At 69.0% G+C, this 16,587-nt stretch carries 18 protein-coding genes and 1 tRNA gene; 5 read left to right on the top strand and 14 right to left on the bottom strand.

Annotation, left to right across the window (positions count from 1 at the left end; translation table 11 throughout):
• Positions 1–13: 13 nt before the first annotated feature.
• The 12 genes from R2J76_RS07300 to R2J76_RS07245 all read right to left on the bottom strand — a co-directional run bounded on the left by R2J76_RS07300 (position 14) and on the right by R2J76_RS07245 (position 11,794).
• Positions 14–601: a thymidine kinase gene (locus R2J76_RS07300; RefSeq protein ID WP_316415168.1), complete on the bottom strand. Its 588-nt coding sequence runs from the start codon at positions 599–601 to the stop codon at positions 14–16.
• A gap of 38 nt (positions 602–639) precedes the next feature.
• Positions 640–2,595: an ABC-F family ATP-binding cassette domain-containing protein gene (locus tag R2J76_RS07295; RefSeq protein WP_316415167.1), complete on the bottom strand. Its 1,956-nt coding sequence runs from the start codon at positions 2,593–2,595 to the stop codon at positions 640–642.
• Positions 2,596–2,642: 47 nt separating this feature from the next.
• A tRNA-Ala gene (locus R2J76_RS07290) sits at positions 2,643–2,718 on the bottom strand.
• A 50-nt stretch (positions 2,719–2,768) separates the two neighbouring features.
• Positions 2,769–4,523: a LysM peptidoglycan-binding domain-containing protein gene (locus R2J76_RS07285; protein WP_316415166.1), complete on the bottom strand. Its 1,755-nt coding sequence runs from the start codon at positions 4,521–4,523 to the stop codon at positions 2,769–2,771.
• Positions 4,524–4,910: a glycine cleavage system protein GcvH gene (gene gcvH, locus R2J76_RS07280; RefSeq protein ID WP_316415165.1), complete on the bottom strand. Its 387-nt coding sequence runs from the start codon at positions 4,908–4,910 to the stop codon at positions 4,524–4,526.
• A 60-nt stretch (positions 4,911–4,970) separates the two neighbouring features.
• The gene (gene gcvT / locus R2J76_RS07275) at positions 4,971–6,074 is read right to left on the bottom strand and encodes a glycine cleavage system aminomethyltransferase GcvT (protein ID WP_316415164.1); all 1,104 of its coding nucleotides are present in this window, start codon (positions 6,072–6,074) and stop codon (positions 4,971–4,973) included.
• A gap of 68 nt (positions 6,075–6,142) precedes the next feature.
• Positions 6,143–6,880 (bottom strand): DNA/RNA nuclease SfsA, encoded by a 738-nt coding sequence (sfsA, locus tag R2J76_RS07270; protein ID WP_316415163.1) that lies wholly within the window; start codon positions 6,878–6,880, stop codon positions 6,143–6,145.
• A gap of 322 nt (positions 6,881–7,202) precedes the next feature.
• Entirely contained in the window at positions 7,203–8,357 is a 1,155-nt protein-coding gene (locus R2J76_RS07265) for an MFS transporter (RefSeq protein WP_316415162.1), read from the bottom strand.
• On the bottom strand, positions 8,354–8,941 hold the full coding sequence (locus tag R2J76_RS07260) for a D-glycero-alpha-D-manno-heptose-1,7-bisphosphate 7-phosphatase (protein WP_316415161.1): 588 nt from the start codon (positions 8,939–8,941) through the stop codon (positions 8,354–8,356). The genes R2J76_RS07265 and R2J76_RS07260 overlap by 4 nt, the downstream gene beginning before the upstream one ends.
• A 74-nt stretch (positions 8,942–9,015) precedes the next feature.
• Positions 9,016–9,489: a hypothetical protein gene (locus R2J76_RS07255; protein ID WP_316415160.1), complete on the bottom strand. Its 474-nt coding sequence runs from the start codon at positions 9,487–9,489 to the stop codon at positions 9,016–9,018.
• A 2-nt stretch (positions 9,490–9,491) separates the two neighbouring features.
• Positions 9,492–11,318: a proline--tRNA ligase gene (locus R2J76_RS07250; RefSeq protein WP_316415159.1), complete on the bottom strand. Its 1,827-nt coding sequence runs from the start codon at positions 11,316–11,318 to the stop codon at positions 9,492–9,494.
• A gap of 26 nt (positions 11,319–11,344) precedes the next feature.
• On the bottom strand, positions 11,345–11,794 hold the full coding sequence (locus tag R2J76_RS07245) for a GatB/YqeY domain-containing protein (protein WP_316415158.1): 450 nt from the start codon (positions 11,792–11,794) through the stop codon (positions 11,345–11,347).
• 135 nt (positions 11,795–11,929) lie between these two features.
• Between R2J76_RS07245 and R2J76_RS07240 the strand changes: the two genes are divergently transcribed.
• Positions 11,930–12,394: a chemotaxis protein CheX gene (locus tag R2J76_RS07240; protein WP_316415157.1), complete on the top strand. Its 465-nt coding sequence runs from the start codon at positions 11,930–11,932 to the stop codon at positions 12,392–12,394.
• 225 nt (positions 12,395–12,619) lie between these two features.
• Here the strand turns inward: R2J76_RS07240 and R2J76_RS07235 are convergent, their stop codons facing one another.
• Complete coding sequence (locus tag R2J76_RS07235; protein WP_316415156.1) at positions 12,620–12,874, bottom strand: ferredoxin; 255 nt, start codon at positions 12,872–12,874, stop codon at positions 12,620–12,622.
• Positions 12,875–13,025: 151 nt separating this feature from the next.
• Here R2J76_RS07235 and R2J76_RS07230 point away from each other — a divergent pair, with 151 nt between their 5' ends.
• From R2J76_RS07230 to recR, 4 genes are read left to right on the top strand one after another with little or no spacing between them, the layout of a single operon-like run.
• Entirely contained in the window at positions 13,026–13,949 is a 924-nt protein-coding gene (locus R2J76_RS07230) for a thiamine-phosphate kinase (protein WP_316415155.1), read from the top strand.
• Positions 13,946–14,485 (top strand): DUF2062 domain-containing protein, encoded by a 540-nt coding sequence (locus R2J76_RS07225; protein WP_316415154.1) that lies wholly within the window; start codon positions 13,946–13,948, stop codon positions 14,483–14,485. The genes R2J76_RS07230 and R2J76_RS07225 overlap by 4 nt, the downstream gene beginning before the upstream one ends.
• Positions 14,486–14,494: 9 nt before the next feature.
• Complete coding sequence (locus tag R2J76_RS07220) at positions 14,495–14,797, top strand: YbaB/EbfC family nucleoid-associated protein (protein WP_316415153.1); 303 nt, start codon at positions 14,495–14,497, stop codon at positions 14,795–14,797.
• Complete coding sequence (gene recR / locus R2J76_RS07215; RefSeq protein ID WP_316415152.1) at positions 14,797–15,393, top strand: recombination mediator RecR; 597 nt, start codon at positions 14,797–14,799, stop codon at positions 15,391–15,393. The genes R2J76_RS07220 and recR overlap by 1 nt, the downstream gene beginning before the upstream one ends.
• Here recR and R2J76_RS07210 read toward each other — a convergent pair.
• Positions 15,390–16,580: a response regulator gene (locus R2J76_RS07210; protein ID WP_316415151.1), complete on the bottom strand. Its 1,191-nt coding sequence runs from the start codon at positions 16,578–16,580 to the stop codon at positions 15,390–15,392. The genes recR and R2J76_RS07210 overlap by 4 nt on opposite strands.
• Positions 16,581–16,587: the final 7 nt, after the last annotated feature.

The following is a 16,587-nucleotide window of genomic DNA, read 5'->3' as shown; positions in this document are numbered from 1 at the left end:
GCGCCAGAAGGCCTCAGGCCGGGGGGGCGCTGATGCCTTCCTTCCAGTGCTTGCGGCACAGGGCGGTGTAGCTCTCGTTGCCGCCGATGAGCACCTGGGGGCCTTCCATGACCACCTTGCCGTCCACGATGCGGGCGTTCATGGTGGCCTTCTTGCCGCACCAGCAGATGGTCTTCAGCTCCTCGATGCGGTCCGCCAGGGCCAGCAGGGCCGCGGATCCGGGAAAGAGCTCCCCGCGGAAGTCCGAGCGCAGCCCGAAGGCCATGACGGGGATGCCGGTGGTGTCGGAGAGCTCGCAGAACTGCATCACCTGCGCGCGGGTGAGGAACTGGGCCTCGTCGATGAGGATGCAGTTGGGCAGGCCGCGGCGGGCCACGGTGGCCGCGTGGAGCTCCACGATGTCGGTGTCGGGCTTGATCATGGCGTCCACCGGCGCTTCCAGCCCGATGCGGGCCCGGATGAGGTTGGCCCCCTCGCGGGTGTCCACGCTGGGCTTGTAGAGGTGCACGCTCTGGTGGCGCTCCTGGTAGTTGTAGCGCACGGTGAGCACCTGGATGCTCTTGCCGGCGTTCATCGCGCCGTAACGGAAGAAGACAGTCACCCGGGTACCCCCATCGAATGGATACGCCAGTATAGCGGCTACTTCTGCGCTTCCTCCAGGGAGGTCTGGGCCTCCTCCCAGGCGCTCATGGCGTAGGCGAGCTCGGTTTCCAGGGCCTTCTGGGCGTCCAGCTTGGCGCCGAAGAGCTCCCAGTCGGCGGGATCCGCGGCGGCCAGGTCCCGGGCGAGGCCGGCCAGGCGCCCTTCCAGGTCCGCCACGGCGGCCTCGGCCTCCTGCACCTTGCGCTCCCAGCGCTTGACGGTCTTCTGGCGCTCGCGGTCCACGGGCTGCGGCTTCTGGGGCTGGGACTTCGGGGGCTGGGGGGCGGCCTCGGCCTTGCGCCTGGGCTTCTCCTCCTCCTTGGGCTCCTCGGGCTCCTCGCCGATGTCCAGGTCCACCCAGGCCTGGTTGTCCTCGTAGCCGCCCTCGCGGAATTCCGTGCGGTTCTCGTGCACCCGCAGGATGCTGTCGGCCACGCGCCCCAGGAGGTAGCGGTCGTGGGTCACCACCACCACGGCGCCGGTGAAGCTGAGGATGGTGTCCTCCATGGCCTCCATGGAATGGATGTCCATGTGGTTGGTGGGCTCGTCCAGCAGCAGGAGGTTGACGCCTTCGCGGATGAGCGTGGCCACGGAAAGCCGCGCGCGCTCGCCGCCGCTGAGGACGGTGACGGGCTTGTCCACGTCGTCGCCCCGGAAGGAGAACTTGGCCAGGAAGCCCAGCACGTCCTGCTTGGGGGCCATGGGCACCACCGCCTGGATCTGCTGGAAGACGGTGTTGCGGGCATCCAAGTTCTTGTGGTGCTGGTCGAAGTAGCCCAGCTTCACCTGGCTGCCCAGGCGCGAGCCCCCGGAGAGGAATTCGATCTCGCCGGCGATGGCCTTGAGCAGGGTGGATTTCCCGGTGCCGTTGAGGCCCACGATGGCCAGCTTCTGGCCGCGCTTGATCTGGAAGTGCTCCAGGGGCGCGAAGAGCGGCACGCCGTCCCAGCCCACCGAGGCCTTGTCCAGCACCAGGGCGGTGTCGCCGCTGCGCTGGGTCTCGGGGAAGCTGAACTTGATGCGGCGGCGGTCCTTGAGGGGCTTCTCCAGCCGCTGGAGCTTGCCCAGCTGGGTGCGGCGGCCCCGGGCGATCTTGGTGTCCTGGCCGGCGATGTTGCGGCGGATGTAGTCCTCCTGCCGCTTGATGTACTCCTGCTGGCGCTCGAAATGGCGCTCGGCGATCTCGATCTCCGCTTCCTTCTTCTCGATGAACTCGGTGTAGTTGCCCTCGTAGGAACGGCTGCGGCCCAGCTCGATCTCGAGGATGCTGGTGGCGATGCGGTCCAGGAAGTAGCGGTCGTGGCTGATGACGGCCACGGTGGCGTTGGTGCCGTTGATGAAGCTCTCCAGCCAGCGCAGGCTGGGCAGGTCCAGGTGGTTGGTGGGCTCGTCCAGCAGCAGCAGGTCCTGGCCCTGGAGGATGGCCTTGGCCAGCATCACGCGGCTCTTCTGGCCGCCGCTCAGTTCCAGGACGCTCTTCTCCAGCATGTCGGGGGCGAAGCCCAGGGCGAAGAGGATGCTCTCGGCGCGGCTGCGGATGGTGAAGCCGTCGAGGCGCTCAAAGGATTCCTGCACGTCCTGGTACCGCGCCATCACGGCCTCCAGGTCCACGCCCGGCTCGGCCATGCGGTGCTCCAGCTCGCGCATTTCGTGCTGGAGGGATTCCACGTCCCCGAAGGCGGCCATGGCCTCCTCCAGGACGGTGCCGCCCGTGGCCGGCACCAGGTCCTGGGCGTAGTGGCCCACCCGGATGCCCCGCTCGGCGGTGGGCCGCACGACGGTGCCGTTGTCCAGTTCCAGTTCGCCCAGCAGCACCTTGAAGACGGTGCTCTTGCCGGCGCCGTTGCGGCCGATGACGCCCCAGCACTCGTCCTCCTGGATGGCCCAGGTGACATCTTTCAGCACCTCGTGGGGGCCGAAGCTGAGGAAGGCGTGGTTTAGGCTGGCGAGCATCTGGGCTGTTCTACGAAAAGAGGCCACCGGGTTGGTGGCCTCTGTTTTGGTGGAGCTAAGCGGGATCGAACCGCTGACCTCTTGCATGCCATGCAAGCGCTCTCCCAGCTGAGCTATAGCCCCGGGGGAAGTAATAATCATGCCACCGGATGGAGAAAACCGCAAGCACAAATTCAGGGGCCAAGGCGGAGGCGCTGGCCACTCTGGATCCGGTTGCCTTTGATCTTGTTCCACTTCCGCAGATGGTCCACCTCCAGGCCGTACCGGGTGGCGATGGCGAAGAGGGTTTCGCCCTTCTTCACCAGGTGGGTGCGGGGGCGGGTTTCCAGGGCAGGCTTGGGGGCGGGCGCCTTGACGGCCTGAGGAACGGGCGGCAGGTCCGCTTCGGGGGCCGGCTGAGGAGCGGGCTCGGGAACGGGCGCAGGAATGGTGGGGAGCGCTTCCAAGGGATGGTCCTCGATGACCTTGGACCGCTCCACGGGGTTGAGCAGATCGCGGTTGTCGATGGGGGCCGGGGGCGGAGGCGGCACCTTGATGACCTTGCCGGCCCGGAACTGGCCCTTCTTCAGGTCGTTGGCCTCCAGCAGATCCTCGGGGCTGAGCTTGAACTTGGCGGCCAGCTTGGCCAGGGTGTCGCCCTTGCGGATCTTGTAGGACTGGAAGTCCAGCCGCTGGTTCGCGGGGATGCGGGCCAGGGCCCGGGCCGTGGCGCCGCTGAGGCCCGGGGGCACGCGCAGGGTGTAGCGCCCCGGGGGCGTGCTGGCCCGCAGGAGCTCGGGGTTCAGTTCCTTGAGGGAATCCACGTCGGTGCCGGCGTAGCGGGCCAGGACCGCGAGGCTGGTCATGCGGTCCACCTCCACGGTCTCGTAGGCGTAGGGCTGGAGCTGCTCCACCTTGAAGCCGTAGCGCTCGGGATCGTGGCCGATGAGGATGGCCGCGCACAGTTCGGGCACGTAGTTCTTGGTCTGGTTCCGGAGCCAGCGGCTGCGGGCCATGTCCCAGAAGTTGCGGCTTCCGATGTTCTGGGCGGCGCGGTCGGTGGTGAGGGGACCGGCGTTGTAGCCCACCAGGGCCAGGTACCAGTCGCCGGAGGTCTCGTAGAGGCGCCGCAGGTAGCGCGCCGAGGCGCGGGTGGCCTTGACGGGATCGCGGCGCTCCTCCACCCAGGCGTTGCCGTTGAGGCCGTAGATGCGCCCCGTGGACCGGATGAACTGCCACATGCCCACGGCCTGGGCGTAGCTGCGGGCGCTGTTGATGAAGCCCGATTCGATGACGGCGAGGTAGGCCAGGTCCTGGGGGATGCGCTCCTCGGCGAATATCTGCCGGGCCATGGGCAGCCACATGGTGGCCCGGGACAGGGTGCGCTCCATGAAGCCGCGCTTGCTGGTGGTGAACTCGTGGACCCAGGCCAGGACCTTGTCGTTGAGGTCGATGGGGAAGTCGTACTGCGCGCCCGCGGTGGAGCCCTTGACCTGCTCCAGCTCGGCCTTCAGGGCCTCGCCGGAAAGGGGCACCACCTCGGTGGCCTCCTTGAGGCCGGGGTCCGGGGTGGCGGGGGCGCTTTCGCTGTCGGGGAGATGGGATTCCAGGTCCTGGAGCCGGTCCAGGAGCGCCTTCACCTCGGGCGATTCCAGGGCCTCCTCGGGCCAGTCGGCCACGAGCACCTCGGCCTCCTCGGCGCGGGTGCCGGCGCTGTCCCAGTCCTTCTCCTGGGCGTTGCGCTCGCCGTCCTCCACCAGGGTCCGGAGCCGGGCCACCTCGGGCCGCGGCCGGGGCGCGGAGGCCTTGGGGGGCTGGGGGGGGAGGGCGGGCTTGGCGGGCTGGACCGGCGCGGCCGCGAAGGCCGCCAGGCCCACCCAGCCGGCCGTGATCAGGGCCAGGAGCCGGCCCCGGATGCGACGGGGGCTATCCGGGGCCGGGCAGGCCATTCAGTGGCTCTCAGCGCTGACCAGGGCCTCGTAGGCCGCGGCGTCCAGCAGCTCGGAGTTGAGGCCGCCGTCGAGCTTGACCTTGAGCATCCAGCCCTTGCCGTAGGCGTCCTCGTTGACGTACTCGGGGTGGGCTTCCAGCTCGCCGTTGATCTCGATCACTTCGCAGGCGGAGGGGATGAAGATCTCGGACACGGTCTTCACCGATTCCACGGTGCCGAACTCGTCGCCGGCCTTGAACTTGGCGCCCACTTCGGGCATGTCCACGAACACCACGTCGCCCAGGGCCTCCTGGGCGTAGTGGGTGATGCCCACGAGCGCGGTGCCGTCGCCCAGGGGCTTGAGGTATTCGTGGTTCTTGGTGTACTTCACGTCGGCGGGGTACATGGATTCCTCCAGAGGGATGATTCTAGCCGCGGTGGGCCGGTCAGGGGTTGCCAGGTGGGACTACTTGGCGCGCTTGTAGAAGGGGGTGGGGATCACTTCGGCTTCGCAGGCCTTGCCGCGGATGTCGACGTGGATGCGGGAGCCCAGAGGGGCGTTGCTGATGGGAACGTAGGCCAGGCCCAGGTTGAAGCCGCAGGTGGTGCTGGGGGAGCCGCTGGTGACGTAGCCGGCCTTCTTCCCGTCCACCAGGACGTCCATGTGGTCCCGGGCGATGTCGCGCTTCTCCAGCATGCGGAAGCCCACCAGCTTGCGGCCGAGGCCCTGCTCCTTGAGGGTGGCCAGGGCCTCCCGGCCCAGGAACTCGCCCTTGTTGAGCTTGATGATCCAGCCCAGGTCGGCTTCCAGGGCGTTGGTGGTGTCGTCGATCTCGTGGCCGTAGAGGGCCATCTTGGCCTCCAGGCGCAGGGTGTTGCGGCAGCCCAGGCCCGTGGGGACGAGGCCGTGGGGCTTCCCGCTCTCCATGAGCTCGTTCCAGACCCAGGCGGTCTTTTCCGCGGGGCAGTAGACCTCGAAGCCGTCCTCGCCGGTGTAGCCGGTGCGGGCGAACATGGCGGGCATGCCCTTGAAGTTGCCGAAGGCGAACCAGTAGTACTTGATCTGGGAGAGGTCGATGTCCACCAGGGGCTGGAGCACGTCGATGGAGAGGGGGCCCTGGAGCGCGACCTGGCCGGTGGCGTCGCTCTCGTTGGTGACCTCCACGTCCCACTTGGCGGCGTGCTTCTTCACCCAGGCGAAGTCCTTGTCCACGTTGGAGGCGTTCACCACCAGGAGGAAGTGGTCGTCGGCGATCTTGTGCAGGAGCAGGTCGTCCACGAAGGTGCCGTTCTCGTAGAGGAAGGCGGTGTAGTGGATCTGGCCGTGGGCCAGCTTCACGACGGCGTTGGGGGTGAGCCAGTCCAGGAAGGCCATGGCCTGGGGGCCCTTGACGCGGATCTCGCCCATGTGGCTCACGTCGAACAGGCCCACCTTGGTGCGCACGGCCACGTGCTCGTTGATGATGCCGGTGGGGTACTGCACCGGCATGTCCCAGCCGCCGAAGTCCACCATCTTGGCCCCGAGGGCCCGGTGGACGGCATTGAGGGGGGTCTTCAAGAGTTCGGGCATGGCTTCTCCATGAGCAAAGACAGGTTGAACGTGCCAGAACCTTGATTGTAGGGCAGCCCCCGAGATTTTCACACCCTTCGCCGCCAGGGAAGCACTCCCGGCAGGTCCCAGGCCAGGGTCCAGAGCCCTCCGGGCCCGGGCCGGGCCTCCAGGGCCACCGCCTGGGGCAGGATCTCCACCCCCCCCGCCAGGGCCCGGTCCAGTTCCGCGGCGTAGTCCGCGTCGATCTCCCGGGCCGCGTCGAAGCCCGTCACGTCGCCCCGGTGCGCGAAGAACACGATGGCCGCGCGGTGCCCCAGGCGCACCATGGCCCGGAGCTCCCGCAGGTGCTTGGCGCCGCGGAGGCTGACGGCGTCGGGAAAGCAGGCCAGGTCCCCCACGCGAAGGGTGGTGTTCTTCACCTCGATGTAGACGCAGCGGTCCGACGCGTCCCGCGCCAGCACATCGATGCGGCTCCGCTCGTCGCCGTACTTCTGCTCGGTGAGCACCGAATGGAGCCCCGGCAAACCGGGCAGCCGGTCCTGCCGGGCGGCCTCGGCCACCACCCGGTTGGGCATGCCCGTCTCCACCCCCACCCAGGTGCCTGCTCGTTTGCATGCGAGCCAGGTGTAGGCCAGTTTCCGGGCCGGGTTGGCGCTGGGCTCCAGCAGGACGGCGTCGCCGGGTTCCCAGGAGGAGGCCATGGTGCCGGTGTTGGTGCAGTGGGCCGTAATGATTTCCCCGCCGGGCAATTCGACATCCGCGAGGAAGCGCTTGTACCGTTTGAGAATGATGCCGGGGACAAGGCCGTTCTTCTGGATCAGCATGGGGTCTCCGCTAGGCGGAAGTATACGGGAGCCGCCGGAGGTCCGAAGAGTCGGTTCTTTTAGGAAGGGGTGACAGAACCCTTGAACACCGGGGAAAGCGTGCGTAGCGCAAGGGCAAGGATCCCCAATCCTGTTCATCCCCCCCATCGGCGTTCATCCCTGTCTCGCAGGGCCAGCGATGGCTTGGGTCGGCGCATGCATTACCCGCAAGCGCCTACCCAATGAAGCCTTGGCCCTGCCTGACAGGGATGAACAGGATGCATGGGATGAAGGGGATGAAGCCCACCCATCCCGTGACGAAAGCGGGTTTTGTCCATACCAGTTATGGATGCATCTCCTTCAGGAGCGGCAGGAGGTAGAGGACGAAGGCCGCGCCCAGCACCGCCATGGCCACCCGGAGCCCGACCAGGTCCGACAGGGCCGATCCGGCCATGGGGCCCACCATCAGCCCCAGGGAGAAGGCGATGTTGAGGAGGGAGAACACCGATCCGAAGTCCGTGCTTCCCTTGCGCTCCACGTGCCCGGCCAGGGCGGGGCCGCAGGGGGACATGAGCAGGCTGCAGGTGCCGCCCATGGCCAGCATGTAGGCGTACACGGCGGCCCGGGTGGGCAGGAAGGCCGCGGTGGCCAGGAGCGCCGCGGCCAGGGCCATGCCCAGGCGCAGGGGGCCCCGGGCCCCACGGCGGTCGGTCCAGTGGCCGACCAGGGGGGAGGTGACGATGCTGGCCAGGGCGGCGGTGGTGAAGGCCAGGCCGATGGCCATGGCGTCCATGCCCAGGTGGTTGGCGAGGTGGAGGGGCAGGACCGCCTCCAGCACCGCGCCCAGCACGGAGCCCAGGACCATGGCGCCGGCGAAGACCCGCACGGTGCGGTCCCGGAGCAGGCCCAGGTAGCCCGCGCCGCCGGGCTGGGCGGGCGGGTCCGCGGGCAGCAGGGTCAGGCGCACCAGGGCGTCCAGCACCGCCAGGCCCGCGGCGAAGAGGAAGGCGGCGCGGATGTTCCACACCCGGGTCATCCATCCCGCGAAGGAGGGGCCCAGGAAGAGGCCGAGGTTGGCGCAGGCGAAGCAGGTGCTCATGGCCCTGCCCCGCTGGTGGGAGGGGAAGTGGTCCGCCAGCATGGAAAGGCCCGCCACCCAGGTGGCCGCGGCGGCGATGCCCTGGAGGACCCGGGCCAGGAGGAGCAGCGGGAAGCTCCCCGCGAAGGCGAAGAGGATGGTGGCGCCCCCGAAGCCCACCAGGCCCCCCAGGAAGGGCCCGCGGCGCCCGTGGCGGTCGGCCCAGGTGCCCAGGGGCAGGGCCGCCAGGAGCAGGGCCCCGGCGTAGCTGCCGAAGAGGAACCCCAACTGGGTCTGGCTCAGGCCGTGGAGCCGCGCGTAGGCCGGCAGGAGCGGCGGGAGCATGGCGTACACCACCGTGTCGGCGAAGAAGGCCAGGCCCACCACCACCAGGGCGGCGTACTTGGGGGCCAGTTTCACCGCAGGCCCCCGGCCAGGATGCGGTCCACGGCCTCGGGGAGGTCGGCGGCCACCAGGTCGGCCAGGGCGCCGTCCACCTGGGAGCCGTACCCCGTGCGCACCAGGGCCGACCGGCACCCGGCGTTACGCCCGGCCTCCAGGTCCAGGGCCTTGTCGCCCACCATCCAGCTGCGGGCCAGGTCCAGGCCGTGCTCTTCGGCGGCCCGGATCAGCATGCCGGGGTTGGGCTTGCGATCGGGGTGATCGGGGTGGGCGTAGTCGCCCTGGCCCCGTTCGTGGTGGGGGGCGGCGTAGATGGCGTCCATGCGGGCGCCGTGCGGGGCCAGGAGCTCGGCGATGCGGTCCATGACGGCGTGGAACTCGTCCCAGCCGTAGCGGCCCTTGCCGATGCCGCTCTGGTTGGTGACCACCACCACCGGGATGCCCAGGGCGTTGAGCCGGGCCAGGGCCTGGGCGGCCCCGGGCACCAGCACCACGTCCTCGGGCCGGTGGAGGTAGCCCACTTCCACGTTGAGGGTCCCGTCCCGGTCGATGAAGACCGCCGGCCGCGGCGCGGCCTGATCCTGGGAAGACGCTGGAAACATTCAATACTCCCGGAAGGCATGATGGCATACCATGCCGACCCAAATGGACCTGGACGGGGATGCGCCCGCCGGGCCTACAGTTCCTTCACGAGGGCCAGGGCGGCCTGGCACAGCCGCCGCACCCCGGGCACCAGGTCCAGGGAGGCCAGGGCCTTCTCCCCCACCCACTGCCCGCCTTCGGGGGGCGGGGGGACCTGCTCCTCGGGGGCCTTGGTGCGCAGCAGGTGGGTGAGGTAGAGGCGCTGCTGGCCTTCCAGGCCCTCCAGGCGCAGGAGCCAGGGGGTCGGGAGCCGCGAGGTGCGCTCGTCGAAGACCACCGGCAGCCGGGAGGGGTCGTGGAACCGGAAGGGGATCTTCCAGGTGGTGTCGATCTGGGCCTGGAGGAGGGCCGGGGGCAGGTAGCCCGGGGACCAGGGCACCTGGGGCGGCATGAGGAGGCCCCGGTGGGGCGGATGCACCGAGGGCACCAGGAGCACGAAGGGCATGGCCGATCCGTGCACGAGGACGCCCTCGATGAAGGTGGTGAGGTAGACCGGGCCTTCCGGCATGCTCACCTCCCGCCCTGGATCTCCAGTTCCCGCAGGATGCGGTCCCTGGCTTCCATCACTTCCGCGACCAGGGCCGCGGGCTGCACCTTGCGCAGCTCCTTGGTGCGCCGGTCCTTCAATTCCACCACGCCGTCCTTGAGGCCCTTGGAGCCCACCATGACGCGCAGGGGGAAGCCCAGCAGGTCCGCGTCCTTGAACTTGGCCCCCGGGCTGAGGCCCTCCCGGTCGTCGTGGAGCACCTCGAAGCCCGCGGCCTCCAGGTCCCGCTCCAGGCCGTCGGCGACGCCGCGGACCTCCCCGTTCCCGGGGTCCAGGTCCAGGAGGTGGACCTGGTACGGGGCGATGGGCCAGGGCCAGACGATGCCGTCGGCGTCGTAGTTCTGCTCGATGGCCGCGGCCACGGTGCGGGTGATCCCGATGCCGTAGCAGCCCATGACCATGGGGTTCTCCTTGCCGTGCTCGTCCACGTAGACGCAGTTCATCTTCCTGGAGTACTTGGTGCCCAGCTTGAAGACCTGGCCCACCTCGATGCCCCGGAAGGCCTGGAAATGCCCCTTGCCGCAGCGGGGGCAGAGGTCGCCCTCCTGGGCCATGCGCAGGTCGAGGAAGACGGCCCCGGGCAGGTCGCGCTTGGGGTCGAAGCCGAAATGATGGCATTCGGTGACGTTGGCCCCGCAGGTGAGGTTGACGGCGCCTTCCAGGCTGCGGTCCACGAGGTACACCAGGGCGTCCTTGGGCGCCTGGTGCAGGGCCCAGTGGCGGGTGCCCTCCTGGGGGAGGGGACCCAGGAAGCCGGGGGCGGCTCCGCAGAAGTCCTCGCCGTCGGCCATGGGCTGGAGATCCGCGGCGCCCAGGTAGTTCTTGACCTTGACGGGGTTGAGTTCGTGGTCGCCCCGGAGGACGCAGGCCACGGCCACCTGGCGGGTGGCGTCGCCCTCCCCGGGGAATTCCGCGGTCAGCCAGTACACCTTGGAAGTCTGGTGCAGCGGAAGGCCGTCGTGGGCGTCGTCCTTGAAGGCCTTCGCCTGCTCCTCCATGGCCGTGATCCCCGGGGTGCGGAAGTGGGAGCGGCTGAGGCCCTGGGCCGGGCCGTGGTCTACGGCGGGAATGCGGGGCGCCTCGGTCTTCTCGACGTTGGAGGTGTACTCGCAGGAATCGCAGGAGAGGATGCCGTCCTCGCCCGAACCCGCCAGCACGTGGAATTCGTGGGTGAAGCTGCCGCCGATGGCGCCGCTGTCGGCCTCCACGGGGCGGAACTTCACGCCCAGGCGGGAGAAGATGCGCTTGTAGGCGTTGAACATCTCCCAGTAGCCCTTGTCGGCGTCCGCGTCGTCCACGTGGAAGGAGTAGCCGTCCTTCATGATGAACTCCCGGCCGCGCATGAGCCCGAACCGGGGCCGGATCTCGTCCCGGAACTTGGTCTGGACCTGGAAGAGGTTCATGGGCAGCTGCTTGTAGCTGCGGACGTTCTTGCGGACGATGTCGGTGATCACTTCCTCGTGGGTGGGGCCCAGGCAGAATTCGGCGTCCTTGCGGTCCTTGAGGCGCAGGAGCTCCTTGCCGTAGAAGGACCAGCGCGTGGATTCCTGCCAGAGCTCCGCGGGCTGCACCGTGGGCATCAGCAGTTCCTGGCAGCCGTCCTTGGCCAGTTCCTCCCGGACGATCTGCTCGAACTTGCGGATGCTGCGCAGGGCCAGGGGCAGGTAGTCGTAGATGCCCGCCGCGAGCTTCTGGATCATGCCGGCGCGCATCATGAGCTGCTGGCTCACCACGTCGGCGTCCCGGGGAACCTCCCGGAGGGTCTGGATCAACATCTTGGTCTGCTTCATCGGGTCTCTTTCAAGGGGTGTCGGATCTAGGCGAGCAGGGAATTGACGATCTGGCTGGCGGCCTTCCCGTCGTAGGCGCCCCCGTGGGTGGCCTGGAGGGCCTTCATGACGGCGCCCATGTCCTTGCGGCTCTGGGCCCCGGTCAGGGCGATGGCGGCGCGCACGGCCTCTTCCAGCTGGGCTCCCCCCAGCATGGAGGGGAGGAATTCCTTGAGAACCTGGATCTCCGCCAGCTCGGTGGCGGCCCGGTCGGCATAGCCGGCCTTGGTGAACTGCTCCACGCTGTCCTCGCGGCTTTTCACAAGCCGCTTCATGACGGCGAGGGCATCCGCGTCGGCCAGGACGCCCTGGGGACCCAGCCCCTTGGCCACGGCCTCGTTCTTGTAGGCCGCCAGGGCCATGCGGAGCACGGCTGTCCTCGCGGCGTCCCGGGCCATCATCGAGGCCTTCAATTCAGCTTGCAATCGGTCCAGCATGGGCGAAAACTCCATTCAACCTACCCTTTCATCCTGCCCTTGAAGCGGTCCGCCATCAATCGGTTGTGGAAATAATCCACGCGTCCGGGCCGTAACCAGTGAAATAATGAACACAATCAGAGAGGCCTCCCCCCCATGAACGTTGCCTTCATTAACCCTTTCATCGAGTCCACCCTCCGCAGCCTGGACATGATGGCCAATATCCAGGCCGAGAAGTCCGGGCTGGAGCTCAAGGAAGACCTGATCACCACCTACGACGTGTCGGCCATCATCGGCCTCACGGGGGAAACCTCCGGCTCCATCATCATCAGCATGCCCGAGGCCCTGGCGTGCAGGATCGCCTCCAACATGCTCATGGAGGAGATCAAGACCCTGAACAAGAACGTCGAGGACGCCATCGGCGAGATCGGCAACATCGTCGTGGGCGACGCCCGCCGGAGCCTCATCCAGGACGGGCACCAGCTCAACATCTCCATCCCGACGGTGGTCATCGGCGTGGGGCACAAGATCAGCCGCAGCGGGGACGTGCCTTGCATCGCCATCCCGTTCACGACGGAGTTCGGCGACTTCGAGGTGAATGTCGGGCTTCGGGAGAGCTAGGAGCGGAATTCCCAGGGCGAAGGCGGGGTCGGGTCGAGGCCGGGAACGGCTTGGCCGCGGCGATTCGGAAGGACCCTTGGAAAAAATCAAACGCTGGGGCGCAGAGGGCTCGCTGGGGCGCTGGGAAAAGAAGGTGAACCGCGGGAAGGCCCTGGAGGGCCGGGGCCGGCAAGCCTCCAAAGAAAAAGGCGCCTCGCGGCGCCCTTTTCTTCGGGAAGGTGGAGGCTAGGCCTTCTCGAACTTGATGACTTCCACGGGGCAGCCCGCGGCGGCGGCTTCGATGCCGGCTTCCATGGAGTCCTGGAACTCGCCCTTGAGGGAGCTCATCTCGTCGCGGTTCTCGGTCTCGAGGCCGTCCTCGCGCACATCGCCCTTGATGACGCAGGTGGTGTCGGTGACGAGGAAGACGTCGGGGCATTCCGCGTCGCAGGCGTTGCACACGATGCAACCTTCTTCGATCCAAACCTTGGTGATGGCCATGGGTATCTCCTAAACAGGGGCCTCGGCCCCACCAGTTTGCACTTCCTCAAACCTATCATCTCGGGCCCGGCCCTCCAAGCCGGATTGTGACCGAATGCCCCGGCTGGCCGGGGCTGGTTTTCTGGGCTATGGTACGGATCCAGGAGGGGTTGTGCGTCTATCGGAAAATGCCATCCTCGCCCGGATCCGGGATCTTTTTCCGGGCGGCGGGGACCTGACGGATGACTGCGGGAGGATCCCTCCGGCCCCTCCGGGCGGGACGCTCCTGGTCACCACGGACCTCATGGAGGATGGGCAGCACTTCAGCCGGGACTGGCATCCCCCCGCCCTCCTGGGCCGCAAGCTGCTTCTTGTGAACCTCTCGGACCTGGACGCCAGCGGGGCCGTCCCCACCGGGTTCACGCTCACCCTGGCCCTGGGCCGGGACCTGGAGGCGGACTGGGTGGACGCCTTCCTCCGGGGCCTCGCCCAGGCCGCGCGGGAGACGGGGGTGCCCGTCCTGGGCGGCGACACCGTGGGCCGGGACCGGGGGCTGGGGCTGGGCATCACGGCCTTCGGCACGGCGCGGCGGTGGCTGCGCCGGGACACCCTGGAGACCGGTGACGGCCTCTACGCGGACCAGGAACTGGGCGCGAGCCTCCGGGGGCTGCGCAAGCTCCAGGCCGGCCAGGACCCCCTGCTGCCGGACCCCGACGTCTCGGCCCACCTGGACCCCAGGCCCCGCATCGGCCTGGGCCCCCGCCTCGCGGCGATTCCGGAAGTGCATGCCTGCATGGACATCTCCGACGGCCTCAGCCGGGACCTGCGCACCCTGGCCCTGGCCTCGGGCAGATCCATCGTCCTGGACCCGGGCCTGACCCGGGAGGCCATCGCCGGCGGCGAGGACTACGCGCGGTGCTTCTCCAGCTCCCTGCCCCGCCCGGAACTGGAGCGGCTCCTGGGGATCCCCCTGATCCCGGTGGGCACCGCGGTGGATCCTGGCGAAGGGCCCCTTCTCCACTATGATGGAGATACGCTGCGGCCCATGCCGGACCTCAGCTTCGACCACTTCGCCCCGACCCCAAGGAAACGATGACCGATCAGCCCCCGCAGGACGCACCCAAGCCCGGGTTGCTGGCCGCCCTCAAGAGTCACATCCTGCATCCGGAAATGACCTCCGAGCAGGTCGCCCTCAGCTTCGGGGTGGGCTTCTCCCTGGCGTGGAACCCGCTCCTGGGGCTGCACACGGCCATCGTCCTCCTGGCGTGCTTCCTCTCCCGCCGCCTGCACCGGCCCATCATGTTCCTGGCGTGCTTCATCAACAACCCCTGGACCATGGTCCCCATGGCCACCGCCAGCGCCTACATGGGCAACCTCCTGCTCGGGCGGGGATTGAACCTCAATCTCGGGGGCATCCGCTGGCACGAGATCACCTGGCGCAGCTTCGCATCCCGGGAGGGCCTGGACTGCCTGTTCGGGATGCTCAAGCCCATCCTCCTGCCCTACCTGCTGGGCGGCTTCGTGCTCAGCGCCCTGGCCATGCCCCTGGGCTACTTCGCCATGCTCCACGTGGCCCGCCGCCTGCGCCGGGTCCACCTCCACCTGCCCCACCGCCACCACCCGAAACCCTAGGAGAACCCCATGGACATGCGTTTCCTCATGAAGCAGGCCCAGGCCATGCAGACCAAGCTCCAGGAGGCCCAGAAGAACCTCCGCGCCGAAGGCACCGCCGGCGGCGCCATGGTCAAGGTCACCCTCAACGGCTCCAAGGAGCTGGTGGGCATCTCCGTGGCCAAGGAGGCCATGGATCCCGAGGATCCCAGCATGCTGGAGGACCTCATCTCCGCCGCCTTCAAGGACGCCTCCGCCAAGGTGGACGAGTCCATGGGCAAGGTCACCGGCGGCCTCACCGGCGGGCTCAACATCCCCGGGCTCGGCCTGTAATGAAGCTCCCGGCCCCCCTGGAAGCCGTGGTGGAAGCGCTCCAGAAGCTTCCCGGCGTGGGCGCCAAGTCCGCCCAGCGCATGGCGCTCCACCTCCTGAAGGAGGGCCCCGGGGCCATGGAGCACCTGGGCGACCTCCTGCGCCACGCGGCGACCTCGGTGGGCTTCTGCTCCACCTGCGGGGCCTTCACGGACCGCCCCGTGTGCTCCATCTGCTCGGATCCCGAGCGCGACTCCCGCACCCTGGTGGTGGTGGCCGAGGCCAGCAACGTCCTCACCTTCGAGCGCAGCGGCCACTTCCACGGGCGCTACCACGTCCTGGGCGGCCTCATCTCGCCCCTGAAGGGCGTGGGCCCGGACCAGCTCAAGGTGCGCGAGCTCCTGCGCCGGCTGGAGGACGAACGCATCCAGGAGATCGTCCTGGCCACCAACCCCACCCTGGACGGGGAGGCCACGGCCTCGTGGCTGGCCCGGATCCTGGAGCCCCTGGGCCTGCGCACCACCCGCATCGGCCTGGGCCTGCCCATCGGCAGCGACCTGGAATACGCCGACGACCTGACCCTGGACCGGGCCCTGGAAGGCCGGAGACTCGTCTAGGTATCCAGGAGCCCCGCCAGGATGTCCCGGAAGCCGTCGCCGTAGTCGCCGCCCAGGGGCAGCACGTGCTCGATCTGGGCGGTGCGGGCCAGGGCCAGGGTGCGCACGTCCACCTGGGACGCCAGGAGGAGGGCCGGTGTGTGGTCGCCGCCCCTGCGGCGGATGCGGGCGAGGAAGTCCGCGGCGGGGAGGGTCCCGACGGTCTCCCCCAGGATCACCACGTCCATGGGGAAGACCTTCAGGTGATCCAGGGCCTCGGCGGCGCTGCGGGCCTCGTGGACCTTCCGGTAGCCGTCGGCGCGCAGGGAGGAGGCCAGGATGGTCCGGTCCAGGTCGTCCGTGAGGGCCACGAGGATGCGGCGCCCGTCCTTGCGGGAATCCCGGGGCGGGTCCTCGGGGGCCTCGCCGCGCTGCACGTCCACCAGGGCCTTTTCCGGCGCCTCCCGGCGCCCCCGGGCGGGGAATCCGGCGTTGAATTTGTGCAGCCTCCGGCCCAGGACCTGGCGGATGGCCTGGGCCTCCATGTCGCCCAGGTCCACGAAGCGGATGCCCATCTGGATGCCGTCGGCGCCGTGGGACACATGGGCCAGGACGCCGGAGCACACCAGCACGGGGGAATAGGGCAGCTGGTCGATGCGCAGGATGGGAAACCGGGAGCCGGGCGGGAAGGTGGCGGCGCCCAGGGCCAGGGGGGCCTTGCCGCGCACCGTGATGGCCCGGTCCACGCGCATGCGGATGCCCTCCAGGGAGAGGTTCAGCAGGGGCCCCGTGACGCCCCGGGCGCCCAGGAAGCCCTCCAGGGCCGTGACGGTGGCCTTCTCCCGCGGGCCGAAGTGGACCCGCATGCGGGTGCGCCGGTCCGCGAAGCCCACCGCTTCGGGAAGGCTGAACCACCCGCCTCCCGCGCCGCCCTCCAGCAGGGTCACGGGCGCCAGGAGGCGGACGCCGTCCAGGGTGAACAGGAGCGAGGCCGCGGCCCCGGGGCCCAAGCCGGCCGGCAGGGGCCGCACCCGGAAGCCGGGGGGCGCCTCCCGGGCCTCCTCCACCCGCACCGCCACGCTCCCGTGGCCCTCGGCCAGCAGTTCCGCTTCCGTTCCCGTGCGGGCCAGGTCCTCCAGGTAGGCGAGGATCGTGGCGGCATCCCGGAGGAACCGCTCACCGCCCTGCCCCTGATCGTGGGTCGTCATCATCCGC

Origin of the sequence: Mesoterricola silvestris (assembly GCF_030295405.1) — a bacterium.
GTDB lineage: Bacteria > Acidobacteriota > Holophagae > Holophagales > Holophagaceae > Mesoterricola > Mesoterricola silvestris.
This window is presented reverse-complemented; position numbering and strand designations above follow the sequence as displayed.

Bases quoted from the DNA above. Each gene is read 5' to 3' on its own strand.
- R2J76_RS07220 (WP_316415153.1), top strand. From the start codon at position 14,495: ATGGACATGCGTTTCCTCATGAAGCAGGCCCAGGCCATGCAGACCAAG.
- R2J76_RS07235 (WP_316415156.1), bottom strand. From the start codon at position 12,874: ATGGCCATCACCAAGGTTTGGATCGAAGAAGGTTGCATCGTGTGCAAC.
- R2J76_RS07285 (WP_316415166.1), bottom strand. From the start codon at position 4,523: ATGGCCTGCCCGGCCCCGGATAGCCCCCGTCGCATCCGGGGCCGGCTC.
- sfsA (WP_316415163.1), bottom strand. From the start codon at position 6,880: ATGCTGATCCAGAAGAACGGCCTTGTCCCCGGCATCATTCTCAAACGG.
- R2J76_RS07210 (WP_316415151.1), bottom strand. From the start codon at position 16,580: ATGACGACCCACGATCAGGGGCAGGGCGGTGAGCGGTTCCTCCGGGAT.
- R2J76_RS07260 (WP_316415161.1), bottom strand. From the start codon at position 8,941: ATGTTTCCAGCGTCTTCCCAGGATCAGGCCGCGCCGCGGCCGGCGGTC.
- recR (WP_316415152.1), top strand. From the start codon at position 14,797: ATGAAGCTCCCGGCCCCCCTGGAAGCCGTGGTGGAAGCGCTCCAGAAG.
- gcvH (WP_316415165.1), bottom strand. From the start codon at position 4,910: ATGTACCCCGCCGACGTGAAGTACACCAAGAACCACGAATACCTCAAG.
- R2J76_RS07295 (WP_316415167.1), bottom strand. From the start codon at position 2,595: ATGCTCGCCAGCCTAAACCACGCCTTCCTCAGCTTCGGCCCCCACGAG.
- R2J76_RS07255 (WP_316415160.1), bottom strand. From the start codon at position 9,489: ATGCCGGAAGGCCCGGTCTACCTCACCACCTTCATCGAGGGCGTCCTC.
- R2J76_RS07250 (WP_316415159.1), bottom strand. From the start codon at position 11,318: ATGAAGCAGACCAAGATGTTGATCCAGACCCTCCGGGAGGTTCCCCGG.
- R2J76_RS07225 (WP_316415154.1), top strand. From the start codon at position 13,946: ATGACCGATCAGCCCCCGCAGGACGCACCCAAGCCCGGGTTGCTGGCC.
- R2J76_RS07245 (WP_316415158.1), bottom strand. From the start codon at position 11,794: ATGCTGGACCGATTGCAAGCTGAATTGAAGGCCTCGATGATGGCCCGG.
- gcvT (WP_316415164.1), bottom strand. From the start codon at position 6,074: ATGCCCGAACTCTTGAAGACCCCCCTCAATGCCGTCCACCGGGCCCTC.
- R2J76_RS07240 (WP_316415157.1), top strand. From the start codon at position 11,930: ATGAACGTTGCCTTCATTAACCCTTTCATCGAGTCCACCCTCCGCAGC.